12 protein-coding genes are annotated in these 13,373 nt (G+C 72.8%); 7 read left to right on the top strand and 5 right to left on the bottom strand.

Going from position 1 to position 13,373, the window contains the following annotated elements; genetic code table 11:
- Positions 1-27 precede the first annotated feature (27 nt).
- The 3 genes from ASD33_RS07030 to ASD33_RS07040 all read left to right on the top strand — a co-directional run bounded on the left by ASD33_RS07030 (position 28) and on the right by ASD33_RS07040 (position 4,102).
- Positions 28-1,677, top strand: coding sequence for a DUF6801 domain-containing protein (locus tag ASD33_RS07030; RefSeq protein WP_056555108.1), 1,650 nt, complete (start codon positions 28-30; stop codon positions 1,675-1,677).
- 55 nt (positions 1,678-1,732) lie between these two features.
- A complete protein-coding gene (locus ASD33_RS07035; protein ID WP_056555110.1) occupies positions 1,733-2,674 on the top strand; it encodes a hypothetical protein in 942 nt (313 codons plus the stop codon).
- Between the two features lie 216 nt (positions 2,675-2,890).
- A complete protein-coding gene (locus tag ASD33_RS07040; RefSeq protein WP_056555113.1) occupies positions 2,891-4,102 on the top strand; it encodes a helix-turn-helix domain-containing protein in 1,212 nt (403 codons plus the stop codon).
- Between the two features lie 27 nt (positions 4,103-4,129).
- Here the strand turns inward: ASD33_RS07040 and ASD33_RS07045 are convergent, their stop codons facing one another.
- Positions 4,130-5,503, bottom strand: a complete 1,374-nt coding sequence (locus ASD33_RS07045) for a cytochrome P450 (RefSeq protein WP_056555123.1) — start codon at positions 5,501-5,503, stop codon at positions 4,130-4,132.
- Positions 5,504-5,645: 142 nt separating this feature from the next.
- Between ASD33_RS07045 and ASD33_RS07050 the strand changes: the two genes are divergently transcribed.
- Positions 5,646-6,140, top strand: a complete 495-nt coding sequence (locus ASD33_RS07050) for a VOC family protein (protein WP_056555127.1) — start codon at positions 5,646-5,648, stop codon at positions 6,138-6,140.
- 16 nt (positions 6,141-6,156) lie between these two features.
- On the opposite strand, the gene ASD33_RS07055 is transcribed toward ASD33_RS07050, so the two are convergent.
- The 3 genes from ASD33_RS07055 to ASD33_RS07065 all read right to left on the bottom strand — a co-directional run bounded on the left by ASD33_RS07055 (position 6,157) and on the right by ASD33_RS07065 (position 9,688).
- Positions 6,157-7,098 carry a sigma-70 family RNA polymerase sigma factor gene (locus ASD33_RS07055; RefSeq protein WP_056555129.1) on the bottom strand — a complete coding sequence of 314 codons (942 nt, stop codon included), beginning with the start codon at positions 7,096-7,098 and terminating at the stop codon, positions 6,157-6,159.
- Positions 7,099-7,108: 10 nt separating this feature from the next.
- Positions 7,109-8,299, bottom strand: coding sequence for an FAD-dependent oxidoreductase (locus tag ASD33_RS07060; RefSeq protein WP_056555131.1), 1,191 nt, complete (start codon positions 8,297-8,299; stop codon positions 7,109-7,111).
- Between the two features lie 171 nt (positions 8,300-8,470).
- A complete protein-coding gene (locus tag ASD33_RS07065) occupies positions 8,471-9,688 on the bottom strand; it encodes an acyl-CoA dehydrogenase family protein (RefSeq protein WP_056555137.1) in 1,218 nt (405 codons plus the stop codon).
- A 164-nt stretch (positions 9,689-9,852) separates the two neighbouring features.
- Here ASD33_RS07065 and ASD33_RS07070 point away from each other — a divergent pair, with 164 nt between their 5' ends.
- A complete protein-coding gene (locus ASD33_RS07070; protein ID WP_056555142.1) occupies positions 9,853-10,503 on the top strand; it encodes a TetR family transcriptional regulator in 651 nt (216 codons plus the stop codon).
- Between the two features lie 50 nt (positions 10,504-10,553).
- On the opposite strand, the gene def is transcribed toward ASD33_RS07070, so the two are convergent.
- Complete coding sequence (gene def, locus ASD33_RS07075; RefSeq protein ID WP_056555145.1) at positions 10,554-11,114, bottom strand: peptide deformylase; 561 nt, start codon at positions 11,112-11,114, stop codon at positions 10,554-10,556.
- Positions 11,115-11,240: 126 nt separating this feature from the next.
- Between def and ASD33_RS07080 the strand changes: the two genes are divergently transcribed.
- Positions 11,241-12,488: a MurT ligase domain-containing protein gene (locus ASD33_RS07080; RefSeq protein WP_056555148.1), complete on the top strand. Its 1,248-nt coding sequence runs from the start codon at positions 11,241-11,243 to the stop codon at positions 12,486-12,488.
- Between the two features lie 19 nt (positions 12,489-12,507).
- On the top strand, positions 12,508-13,236 hold the full coding sequence (locus ASD33_RS07085) for a glutamine amidotransferase (RefSeq protein WP_056555152.1): 729 nt from the start codon (positions 12,508-12,510) through the stop codon (positions 13,234-13,236).
- Positions 13,237-13,373: the final 137 nt, after the last annotated feature.

Consider the following 13,373-nt stretch of genomic DNA (forward strand, 5'->3'; position numbering starts at 1 on the left):
GCGCGCACGATCCGAGCGGAGCACCAGATGAGAGGCCAGCGAGCCGCCCTGCGCACTTCCCGCGCCCCCGCGCGCGGCGCGGCGATCGCCGCACTCGTGGCACTCGCCCCCCTTCTCCCCGCGGCGGCCGTGGCCCTGGGCTCGCACGAGGTCGACGCCGAGATCCCGTATCTCTGCACCCTGCCCTCCGGCCCGCAGCCCGCGACGGTGCGGATCAGGGCCACCCTCCCCGAACGGGCCGCCGTCGGCGAGGAGATCCGGCCCACCGACGTGACCACGACGCTGGAGCTCCCGGCCGCGGCCGTGGCCGACCTCGTCGCGCTGAAGGCCGCCACCGTCCGCGCGGAGACACAGCTCACGGTCGGCGCGGCCCAGAACGGACAGGCCACGGAAGCCGTCTGGCGCGGCACGGCGGAGCCCCTCGCCGTCCCCGCCGAAGGACCCCTCGCGCTCACGACGACCGGCGACGTCCCGATCCTGACGACGGACACCGCGGGCGACCTGGCCCTCACCGCCGGGGGCCTGGCCGTGGACCTCGCGCCGAGCACCGCCGACGGCGCGGCCACCACTCCCGCCGCGCTCTCCGTCGGCTGCGTCCCCGGCCAGGACGCGCAGGACCGCACCCGGCTCGCCACGGTCCCGGTCGGGACCGGCGTCCCCGGCGGAGAACCGAGCACGCCGCCCGCCTCGCCGTCCGGCCCCGTCCCGCCCTCCTCCTCGTCCCCCGTGCCCGGGCCGGACGCCCCGACGGCGCCGGTGACCGAGGGCGGGAAGGGCCAGGACGGTACGGGCGGGACGACGGACGGCCCGGCCGGGAAGGGCCCGCAGGCCGGACCCCAGGTGGAGGACGGCGCGAAGGCCGCCGACGCGAACACGCCCGGCACCTCGTCGGGCCGCCGTGTCGCGCCGCCCTGCGTGACCGAGAAGCCGACCCCCACGTCCTTGTCGGCGTACATCACCGGCTACTCCAACGTGCGGAAGCTGAACGGCGCCTCGCTCATCCCGCTCTCCTGCGTCCAGATCGAACAGGGCACACCGGAGATCGAGTTCCGCCCGGACGGCACCCTGCACCTGGTCCAGAAGTCGGTGGGCGGCCTCTCCTACCAGGGGCGCCAACAGTCCCCGCCCTTCGAGTCCACCTTCCTGACCTTCGGCTTCGCCCCGGTCACGGCGACGATGGTGCTGGAGCAGACGGGCCCCATGAGCGTCGAGTCGGACATCCTCCTCGTCTTCCCCGACAACATCGCGGAGACCTACATCCGGGTCCCCCTGGTCCTGCGCGTCCTCGACGTCCGGGTCAACGGCACCCGGCTGGACGTCGGCCCCTCCTGCCGCACGGCGAAGCCGATCACCTCCCCCGAGCCCCAGCCCGCCAAGTACCCCGGGGACCACATGGTCCTCCTCGGCAAGGGACAGCTCATCAACGGCACCGACGCCACCGGATACGTCCTCACCGGCGGCGGCCCGCTCACGGGCGAGGTGGACATCCCCGCCTTCAAGGGCTGCGGCGCCGGCGGCGAGAACCTCGACCGGCTCCTCACCGCCTCCATCTCCGGGTCCGGCAACTACATCAAGCAGACCCAGGGCCAGACCTGCGCCGTGGGCGTCGAGGTGCCCACCGAGGGCCAGTGCACCGAGGACCGTCAGCCGTACGTGGTCCCCAAGCCCGAGCGCTGAGCCCGCGCACCCACCGCTCCCCCTTCTCCGCTCCTCCCAACGGAAGGCACCCGCCATGCCCCTCGTCTCCTCCCGCACCCGCCTCGCCACCCTCTCCGCCCTCACCGCGCTGGGCGCCTTCGTCTCCGTCGGCACGGCGACCGCGGCCTCTCCCCAGCTGAACGGCTCCTGGGCCCCGTTCGACCGCTGCCCGGTCGACGCCCCCGCGATGCTCGCCGCCGACGGCCTCGACCAGGCGCCGCAGTGCGTGTCCTCCTCGTCCGCCAGCGGCTCCATCAAGCTCGGCAACACGACCGTGGTCACCGGGAGGACGAACCTCCAGATCGGCGTGATCCAGAACGCCGACGGCACCAACACGGTCGTCGGGCCGCCCGCCGGCTCGCTCATCGCCGACTCCGCGACCGTCCCCGGCGGCCTGCTCGGGCTGATGTGTCCGAGCGACATCCCGTTCATCACCGACATCTGCCGGCAGCTGACGGACGCGAACCTCAACAAGATCACGGCCACCGTGGAATCGGTCGGCACGCCCTCGCAGTTCGACCAGATCGCGGGCGTCCTCACCGACATGCCGATCGTGCGGATCCCGGTCCGCATCCACCTCCAGAACCCGTTCCTCGGCAGCAACTGCTACATCGGCACGGCGTCCAACCCGATCATGCTGCGCCCGAGCAACCTCACCTCCCCCGACTTCTCCGTCGAGCGCTTCAACGGCGACGGCACCCCGAACGAGGAGGGCGACCTCAGCCGCCTGAACATCCTCGGCTCCACCCAGACCGACAAGACCTTCGCCGTCCCCGGCGCCAGCGGCTGCGGCCTGGGGCTCGGCCTGGTCAACGGCGCGGTCAACCTCAAGACCGGGCTGCCGGCCGCCGCCGGGAAGAACAGCATCACGCTCAACAACACCCAGACCTACCTGACCGGTCTCTACGCCCCCGGCGTCGCCGCGCCCGACGCCGGCAAGGTCTTCGCTCAGAACTGGCACTCTGCCGTCAAGTAACGGCCACCCAGGGGCGATTACCGGCCGAGTCGACTCCACAGAGCCCTGCGGGCGGATCTACTCCTGCTCAAGTTGTGTACAGCACACAGCAGTTGTCCTAGCTTCAGCAGTCAACGTCGGTACGTAACCGACGGCAACGGCGGCGCCCTCCGCACCAGGTCGGGCGCCGCACCGCCGCTCCCCCACCGGTCACGTAGCAGAGCAAGGGATCGGTTCATGCCCGCAACCACACAGACACCGCACATCGGTGAACCGCTCGATCCACTCCCCCGGGAGTTCGCCGCCCTGATGAGACCGGAGATCCCGGGCCTGATCAAGGAGATCGGCGTGGAGGTCCAGCGGGCCTACCCCGTGTACGCCCACCTCTTCAAGGGACCCCACTCGGACGCGATCCGGCTGGGCGTGGAGCAGGCGCTCGCGGCGTTCGTGGAACGGGTCGCGGACCCCGGGCGGAACTCGGCGCTCCGGGACGAACTGCTGCGCAAGTTCGGCCGGGTGGAGGCCTACGAGGGCCGGGACCTCGACACCCTGCAGGGCGCGTACCGCCTCGGCGCGCGCATCGCGTTACGGCGGGCCAAGAGCATCGGCCGCACGTACAACCTCTCCCCCACGCTGATCCTGGCCTTCGCCGACGCCCTCTTCGCCTACGTCGACGAACTGGAGTCCCTCTCCCGCGAGGGCTATCTGATGGTCCAGGCCCGAGCGGTGACCGATGTGGCGGCGCTGCGAAGACAGTTGCTCCACCTCGTCGTCGCCGGCCCCCCGCTCCCCCGGGCCACCATCGCCGAACTGTGCCAGGAGGCCTCCTGGCAGCTCCCCTCCGAATGCACCCTGGTGGCGCTCCGGCCCCCGGTCGCCGAACTCGTCCAGGCGGCCCTCGACCGTGACGTCCTCGCCGACCTCACGCTCCCCGAGCCGCACCTGCTCATCCCCGGCCCGCTCACCTCCGAGCGCCTCGCGATGCTCGGCTCCGCCCTGGCCGGCACCCCCGCCGCCATCGGCCCGACCGTGCCGGCCGCGCAGGCCGCGCACTCCATCCGCTGGGCGCGGCGCGTCCTCCAGCTCATCGACGACGGCATCGTGCCGGACGCCCCCGTCGTGCACTGCGAGGACCACCTGACAACGTTGTGGCTGCTGTCCGACCCGGCACTCGTCGCCCATCTCACCCGGCGCGAACTGGCCCCGCTGGACAGTCTGTCCGGCACCCGGCGGGAGCGGCTGATCGAGACGCTGCGCGTCCACATCTCGACCCGCGCCCCCGCCGAACAGGTCGGCGAGATGCTGGGCGTGCACGCCCAGACGGTCCGCTACCGCCTGCGGAACCTGGACAACCACTTCGGCGACCGGCTGCTCGACCCCGACCACCGCTTCGCGCTCGAAGCGGCCCTCCGCTCACTGCACCTCCAGAACGGGAAACGGGCGGACTGAGCCCGCGCCGGGCGGCCGCCCGCGGTCCTACGCCCGACGGGGACGGAGGCGGCAGCGGGCCGGGCCGGCCGCCTGGAGGGTGATCGCGGACGTGACCGGCACCTCGGTGTCGATCGCCTCGAAGTCGTACCGCTGGAGGAGCATCGCGAGGGCGATCACCGATTCCAGCATCGAGAAGTGCTGGCCGATGCAGGCGCGCGGACCGCCGCCGAAGGGGAACCAGGCGTACCGGGGGCGGGCCGCCTCCGCCTCGGGGGTGAAGCGGTCCGGGTCGAAGCGCTCCGCGTCCTCCCAGTAGTCCGGGTGGCGGTGGGTGACCCAGGGAGCGACGATCACGTCCGCGCCGGCCGGGATGGTGACGCCGCCGACCTCGGTGGCGGCGACGGCGCGGCGCCCGATGACCGGGGCGGCCGGGAAGAGCCGCATGGCCTCCTTGAGGACCCGGGTGACGTACGGCAGCGCGTCGAGGTCTGCGGCGCCGGGGTCCCTGCCTTCCAGCACCCGGTCGACCTCCTCGTGGGCCCGCTTGCGCTCCTCCGGGTGGAGGGCGAGCAGGTGGAGGGCGAAGCCGAGGGAGGTGGCGGTGGTCTCGTGCCCGGCGAGCAGGAAGACGAGGACCTGCTCGCGCAGTTCGGTCGCGTCGAAGCTGCCGTCCTCGGCGCTCTCCGCCTCCACGAGCAGGGTGAGGAGGTCGTCGCCGTCGCCGGGGGCCCGGCCGGCGCCCCGGCGTTCGGCGATGATGCGGTCGCAGACCTCGTACAGCGCCCGGTGGACTCCGGCCGCGCGGCGGTTGCCGGGGGTGGGCCAGTCGCGGGGCACGTTGAGCGGGGAGTAGCCCCGGCGCAGCACGTAGGCGCCGAGTTCCGGGAAGCTCTTCTCGACGATCTCGACGGCTTCGTCGACGTCGGTGCCGAAGAGGATGCGGGCGACGGCGCGCAGGGCGAGGCGGGCCATCTCCTGGAGGACGTCGACGGATTCGGCGCCGCTGTCCTGCCACTCCCCGGCGAGGTGGGCGACCTCGGTGGCGACGGCCGAGGCGTAGCCGTCGACGCGGCGGCGGGTGAAGAGGGGCTGGACGAGCCGGCGCTGACGGAGGTAGTCCTCGTCCTGGCTGGTGAGCAGGCCGTTGCCGAAGGACTCGCGTACCTCCTGGTAGAAGGCGTTGTCCTTGCGGAAGTTGGCCGATTCGCCGGCGAGGACCTGCTGTGCGCCGTCGGCGGAGAAGACGCCGTACACGGTGGCGCGGATGCCGGGCGGTCCGGCGGATATGCGGACCACGTCGCCGTGCTCGCGCCGGGCTCGCAGAAAGGTCGCCAGGGAGTCGTTCTTGAGGTCGAACAGGGAACCGAGCAGGGGCAGTCCCGCGAGTTCGGGTGCTTCGGTACCGGTGGTGACGGTCATGGACGGTTCCCCTCGGTCGGCGGATGCGCAGCGATTGTCCCGCAGCAAGTGACTCACGGGTAGATCCGTCCGAACAGCGGTCCGAATCTGGCCGGTTGGCTCGAACAGGGCGATTGTCAGTGCCGTCTGCGAGGCTCGGAGGATGGAGCGAACCGTCCCGCCGGCACCGTCCGAGCGACCCGAGATGACCCTGCAACTGACCATCGACTGTGCCGAGCCGCAGCGGCTGGTGCCCTTCTGGCTGGAGGCCCTGCGGTACATCCCCGATCCGCCGCCCGCGGGCCACGCCACCTGGCGGGCGTACTGGGAGGCGATCGGCGTCCCCGAGGACGAGCTGGCCGACGGTGCCGGAGAGCTGCCGGAATCCATCGTGGACCCCGAGGGCGTGGGCCCGCGCGTCTGGTTCCAGCAGGTGCCCGAGCCGAAGACCGTCAAGAACCGCGTCCATCTGGACCTCAAGGTCGGCGGCGGCCGTGACGTCCCGCTGGCCCTGCGCCGGGAGCGGGTCGACGGCGAGGTGGCCCGCCTGACGGCCCTGGGCGCGACGATCCTGTACGCGATGGACGAGCCCAACGGCATGGACTACTACGCGGTGGTCCTCCAGGACCCGGAGGGCAACGAGTTCTGCCTCGTATGAGAGCGGGGGGCGCCGGTCACCAGGCGTGAACGGCCGGCGGCGCGTCGGGCCCGCAGCGCCGCCAGGCCTCGCCGAGTCGCGCGAGCCGGCCCGCGGCGGCGATCCCGCACAGGGACGCGACCCGGCCGCCGACGACCTCGAACGCCACGGCGCCCACGACCCGGTCGCCGACCACGGCGAGGACGGCCGGGGAGCCGTTGACCCGCACGATGTGGAACGCGGGTGAGCCCCCGGCCAGCCGCCGCTTCGCCGCCGTGGGCCGGAAGCCGGCCCGTACGTACGAGGCGACGCGCTCGGGCGTCGTGTACCGCAGCAGCCGCCGGGCGAGGCCGGCGCCGTCCGAGACCGCCGTCACGTCGGCGGTGAGCAGCGCCACCAGCCGCTCGGTACGCCCCGAGGCCGCGGCGGCGAGGAACTCCTCGACGACCCGGCGCGCGGACGCGGGGTCGACCTCCTCGCCCCGGCGGCGCTCGGCGGCGATCCTGACCCGGGCCCGGTGGACGTGCTGCTGGCTGGCGGACTCGGTGATGTCGAGGATCCCGGCAATCTCGGCATGGGGGTACGAGAAGGCCTCGCGCAGCACATAGGCGGCGCGCTCGACGGGCGAGAGGCGCTCCATGAGGGTCAGTACGGCCAGGGAGACCGATTCGCGCTGCTCGAAGGTGGCGGCGGGGCCGAGCATCGGGTCGCCGTCGAGCAGCGGCTCGGGCAGCCAGGCCCCGGCCGCGCGCTCGTGGCGGGCGTGCGCCGAGCGGAGCCGGTCGAGGCAGAGATGGGTGACGACCTTGGTCAGCCAGGCCTCCGGCACCTCGATCCGCGCACGGTCCGCGGCCTGCCAGCGCAGGAAGGCGTCCTGCACGGCGTCCTCGGCGTCGGCTGCCGAGCCGAGCAGTCGGTAGGCGAGCGACGCCAGCCGTCCCCGGCCTGCCTCGAACCGCTCGACGGTGTCAAGGTCCATGGGGCTCAGGCTAGACGGCGACGCGCTCGGCGGACCGGTCCGGTGCCGTGGTCGGGCCGCGCCTGCGCTTCGGCATGCCGAAGGTCGGGTGCGCGATGCCCCACGAGGCCCCCTTGAGCACGGCCGACTTGAGCCGCGCGGCGGGCCTGCCGCCCAGGTACCAGGACTTCGAGCGGGCGTCCCCGTCGACCATCTGGAAGATCGCGTCCCGCCGTCCGAGGCTGATGTGGTTGCCGTGGTGGGTGAGCGCGACGGCCGGGATCTCACCGCCTGTCAGACGCGCGATGATCGCGGCGGTGGCCCGCATGTTGGTGAGCCCGGCCGAGGCGCAGGACATCGGCAGCGGCCGTCCCTTGCCGTCGATCGCGTAGGCGCAGTCACCAGCGGCGTAGACGTCCGGGTGGGAGACCGAGCGCATGCTCCCGTCGACGACGATCCGGCCGGTCGCGGAGACCTCCAGTCCGGCGGCGGCCGCGAGGGGGTGCACGGCGAAACCGGCGGACCACACGGTCACGTCGGCCGGGAGGGAGGTGCCGTCGGCCGTGAGTGCCCGCGCCGGCTCGACGGCGGTGATGTCGGTGTGCTCGTGGACGGTGACGCCGAGCCGGTCGAACGCCCGGCGGAGGTGGCGGCGGGCCTTCGGGGAGAGCCAGGCGCCCGGTTCACCGCGGGCGGCGAGCGCCACCGTGAGATCGGGCCGGGACTCGGCGAACTCGGTGGCGGTCTCGATGCCGGTCAGCCCCTCACCTACGACGAGCACGGTCCCGCCCGCGCTCAGGTCCGCCAGGCGCTCGCGCAGCCGCAGCGCCGAGTCCCGGCCGGTCACGTCGAAGGCGTGCTCGGCCACGCCCGGGACGCCGTGGTCGGCGACGGAGCTGCCGAGCGCGTGGAGCAGCGTGTCGTACGGCAGCTCGCGGGCGCCCTCGCCGCCCTCCACGGCGACGGTACGGCGCTCAGGGTCGATGCCCGTGACCCGTCCGAGGCGCAGCCGCACCCCGGTGCCCGCGAACACCTCGTCGAGCGTGCGGACCGCGAGGTCCTGGCCGCTCGCGAGCTGGTGGAGCCGCATCCGCTCGACGAACTCGGGCACGGCGTTGACCACGGTGATCTCGGTGTCGGCGGGCGAGAGCCGCCGGGCGAGGTTCCCGGCGGCGAAGGCCCCGGCGTAGCCGGCGCCGAGGACGACGATGCGGTGCTTCATGGCGTTGCTCCTGTCTCGTTCGCGTGTGCCTTGAACGAGACGGCGCCCCGGTTCCTGACAGGGGCCGGGTGTGACCCCGGTCACCGCGCCGGGACGGGTTCCGGGCGCGGGCCGGGGTGCCGCGACGCCGCCGGATCGCGTGGGCGATCCGGCGGGGTCAGGCGGCTCGGGTCACTTCGCCAGGGCGCGGCTGATGACCATCCGCTGGATCTCGCTGGTGCCCTCGAAGATCGTGTAGATGGCCGCGTCGCGGTGCATCCGCTCCACCGGGTACTCGCGGGTGTAGCCGTTGCCGCCGAGGATCTGGATGGCCTGGGCGGTGACCTTCTTGGCGACCTCGCTCGCGTAGAGCTTCGACATCGAGCCCTCGGCCGAGGTGAAGGGCTTGCCCGCCGTCGCCATCCAGGAGGCGCGCCAGACGAGGAGCCGGGCCGCGTCGATCTGGGTGGCCATGTCGGCGAGCTGGAAGGCGACGCCCTGGTTCTCGATGATCGGGCGGCCGAACTGGACGCGGGTCTTCGCGTAGTCGAGGGCGACCTCGTACGCGGCGCGGGCGGTGCCGACGGCCATCGCGCCGACCGCCGGGCGGGAGGCCTCGAAGGTGGCCATGGCGGCGTTCTTCACGCGCTCGCCGCCCCCGGCCTTCGCCTTCTCCCGGGCGCGGGCGAGGCGCTCGTCGAGCTTCTCCTTGCCGCCGAGGAGGCAGCCGCCGGGGACACGGACGTCCTCCAGGACGACCTCGGCGGTGTGGGAGGCGCGGATGCCGTGCTTCTGGAACTTCTGGCCCTGGGAGAGGCCCGGAGTGCCCGGCGGGACGATGAAGGAGGCGTGCCCCTTGGAGCCGAGTTCGGGGTCGACGACCGCGACGACGACGTGGACGTTGGCGATGCCGCCGTTGGTCGCCCAGGTCTTGGTGCCGTTGAGCACCCACTCGTCCTTGGCCTCGTCGTAGACGGCACGGGTGCGCATGGAGGCGACGTCCGATCCGGCGTCGGGCTCGGACGAGCAGAAGGCGGCGACCTTGACGTCGTCGGCGTCGCCGTACATCTGCGGGATCCAGGTGCCTATCTGCTCCTCGGTGCCGTTGGCGAGGACGCCCACGGCGGCGAGGCCGGTGCCGACGATGGAGAGCGCGATGCCCGCGTCCCCCCAGAACAGCTCCTCCATCGCCATCGGGATGCCGAGGCCGGTCGGGTCGAAGAACTGCTGGGCGTAGAAGTCGAGGGAATAGATGCCGAGCTTGGCCGCTTCCTGGATGATCGGCCAGGGGGTCTCCTCACGCTCGTCCCATTCGGCGGCCGCGGGCCGCATGACATCGGCGGCGAAGCCGTGCAGCCAGTCGCGGACCTGCTTCTGGTCCTCGTTGAGTTCGAGCGTGAACTCGCCCATACTTTCCCTCCCAGCAGTACGTTACTTCCGGTAACACCAGTCTGTTACCGGTGGGTAGAGGCTGTCAACCTGCGGTGGGACGGTTCGGCCCGACCGGCACCGGACGGCGACCGGGTGTTACGTTGCGAAGCCTCACGGAAACGCACGGGCGGGGAGACACGCTGATGGACATCGCACACCGGACCACCGACCGGCAGACGCCCGCCGAGCAGCGGCGGCGCGAACTGCTGGAGGCGGCGGACCGGGTGGTGCTCCGGGACGGCCCCAAGGCCTCCATGAACGCGATCGCGGCCGAGGCGGGCATCACCAAGCCGATCCTCTACCGCCACTTCGGCGACAAGGGCGGCCTGTACCGCGCCCTCGCCATCCGGCACACGGACGCCCTCCTGGCCGCACTGCGGTCCGCCCTGGACGCGCCCGCCCCCGACCGCCGCCGCCGCGTCGAGGCCACCCTCGACACCTACCTCACCTCGATCGAGGCGATGCCCCAGGTCTACCGCTTCCTCATGCACCCCGCGGAGGAGCCGCACCAGACCGAGCAGGGCTTCGACGTCGGCCGGCACTCCGCCCCGCTGCTGCGCCGCATGGGCGAGGAGCTCGGCCAGGTCATCGCCGAGCGCGTCGACCTGGGCCCCGGCGCCGAGGTCCAGGCCCGGATCTGGGGGCACGGGATCGTCGGCATGATGCACGCGGCCGGCGACTGGTGGCTCGGCGAGCGCCCCTGCTCCCGCGCGGAACTCGTCCGCAGCCTGGCGGACCTCCTCTGGGGCCGGCTGGCCGCGGCGGACGACCTGCCGGGCGGACCGGGCTTCTGACCCCGGGGCCGGGGCCCGAGCACGGAGCCCGGCCGTCGGAGCCCGGCCGCTCAGCCCTCCAGTACCGACGCCTTCGTCCCCCACGGCTCCTTGCGGATCGCCCGGAGCAGACGTGACTTCCGCCACCCCGTGACGTGGTCCGCGTAGACCCCGCCCTCCAGGTGGTCGGTCTCGTGCTGGAGGCAGCGGGCGAAGAATCCGGTGCCCTCGATCCGTATCGGCGTGCCGTCCACGCGGACGCCCTCCACCACCGCCCGGTCGTGACGGGGCGTCGGGGCCTCCAGGCCCGGCAGCGACAGACAGCCCTCCGGGCCGCGCACCACGTCGCCGTCCGCCGCCACCAGGCGCGGGTTCACCACATGGCCCAGATGGCGGGTCTCCTCGTCGTCCGGGCAGTCGTAGACGAAGACCCGCAGGCCCACGCCGACCTGGTTCGCCGCCAGACCCACGCCGTTCGCCGCGTACATCGTGGCGAACATGTCCTCGACGAGCCGGACCAGTTCGGGGCCGAAGTCGGTGACGGGCTCGCAGGGACTGTGCAGCACGGGGTCGCCGAGCAGAGTCATCGCTCGGACGAGGCCGGAACTGCCGGGGATGGGGCGGTTTCGCATGGCCGTAAGGGTACGGTCCGCCGTGACCTGGCTGTTTCCCGCGGCCGCTCGGCGGTGCCGCTGTTCGGGCTGCTGGCCGGATCTCGATAGGCTGAGCCCGGACCGACGCAAGGAGGAACAAGAGAGATGTCAGGACACCCCGGTAATCCAGAGCCGCTGTCGCCGCGCGCCAAGCTGGCCGTGACGGCGGGCAGGGCCGCGGCCGCGGTGTCGCGTGCGGCGGGGCGCGGCAGCGGATCCGTGATCGGCGGCAAGGTGGCGCTGAAGCTCGACCCCGACCTCCTGGGCCGGCTCGCACAGCATCTGGACGTCGTCCTGGTGTCGGCGACGAACGGCAAGACGACGACGACCCGGCTGATCGCGGAGGCCCTGCGCGCCGCCGGCCCCGTCGTCTCGAACGCGCTCGGCGCCAACATGCCCGCCGGGATCACCTCGGCGCTGGCCGGCGGCACGGACTCCAAGTACGGCGTGATCGAGGTCGACGAGAAGTACCTCGCCGGCGTCGCCCGTGACACCACGCCCAAGGTCATCGCGCTGCTCAACCTCTCCCGCGACCAGCTCGACCGCGCCGCGGAGACCCGGATGCTCGCCGAGAAGTGGCGCGAGGGCCTCAACGGCACCAAGGCCGTGGTCGTGGCCAACGCCGACGACCCGCTCATCGTGTGGGCCGCCTCCTCCTCCCCCAACGTGGTGTGGGTCGCCGCCGGCCAGGAGTGGAAGGACGACGCCTGGTCCTGCCCCGCCTGCGGCGGTGTGATGCAGCGTCCGGGCGACGACTGGTTCTGCGGCGAGTGCGGCTTCCGCCGTCCCGCCCCGAGCTGGGCGCTCAGCGGCGACCACGTGCTCGACCCGCACGGTTCGGCCTGGCCGATCCGGCTCCAGCTGCCCGGCCGCGCCAACAAGGCGAACGCCGCCACCTCGGCCGCCGTCGCCGCCGTCTTCGGAGTGCCGCCGCAGGTGGCCCTGGAGCGCATGTACCAGGTGCAGGCCGTCGCGGGCCGCTACGACGTGGTCTCCTTCCAGAACCGCGACCTGCGCCTGCTGCTCGCGAAGAACCCGGCCGGCTGGCTCGAGACCTTCTCCCTCATCGACGGGCCGCCCGCCCCGGTGATCCTCTCCGTGAACGCGCGGGGCGCCGACGGCACGGACACCTCCTGGCTGTGGGACGTGGACTACGGCCGGCTCGCCGGCCACCCGATCATGGTGATCGGCGACCGCCGGCTGGACCTCGCGGTCCGCCTGGAGGTCGCGGGTGTGGACTTCCGCGTCTGCGAGACGCTGGACGAGGCCGTCTCGATGGCCCCGCCCGGCCAGATCGAGCTGATCGCCAACTACACCGCCTTCCAGGACGTCCGCCGCCGCGTCGGCAACTGACCCGTAGAGGACATGCAGCATGAGTGACAGCAGCCTGCGCCTGGTCTGGGTCTACCCGGACCTGCTCAGCACCTACGGCGACCAGGGCAACGTCCTGGTCGTGCAGCGCCGCGCCGAGCAGCGCCGCCTCAGCGTCGAGCGCGTCGACGTCCGCAGCGACCAGCCGATCCCGACCTCCGGCGACATCTATCTGATCGGCGGCGGCGAGGACCGTCCGCAGCGGCTCGCGGCCGAACGGCTGCGGCGGGACGGCGGCCTGAGCCGGGCCGCCTCCAACGGCGCGATCATCTTCTCGGTCTGCGCCGGCTACCAGATCCTGGGCCACGAGTTCATCAACGACCTCGGCGAGCGCGAGGCCGGCCTCGGTCTCATCGACGTGATCTCGACCCGTGGCGAGGGCGAGCGCTGCGTCGGCGACGTCCTCGCGGACATCGACCCGCAGCTGGGCCTCCCCCAGCTGACGGGCTTCGAGAACCACCAGGGCATCACCCATCTCGGCCCGACGGCCCGGCCGTTCGCCCGGACCGTCTACGGCAACGGCAACGGAACCGGCGACGGCACCGAGGGCGCGTACAACGACACCGTCTTCGGTACGTACATGCACGGCCCCGTCATGGCCCGCAACCCGCAGATCGCGGACCTGCTCCTGAAGCTGGCCCTCGACGTGAACGCGCTGCCGCCGACCGACGACCGCTGGTACGAGGCGCTCCGCGCCGAGCGCATCGCGGCCGCCTCGCAGCCCGCCTGAGTCAGCCCCGCACCACCGCCGGTCCCTCGTACGAACGTACGTTGTCCACTGTGCGGACATCCGGTTCGGCCCCGCCACCCTGCGGCGATAGGGTGGCGGGAATCCAGCCGGACGACGTGGTCCGGGAGTCGGCCCAC

This window comes from Streptomyces sp. Root1304, from assembly GCF_001426405.1.
Lineage (GTDB): Bacteria > Actinomycetota > Actinomycetes > Streptomycetales > Streptomycetaceae > Streptomyces.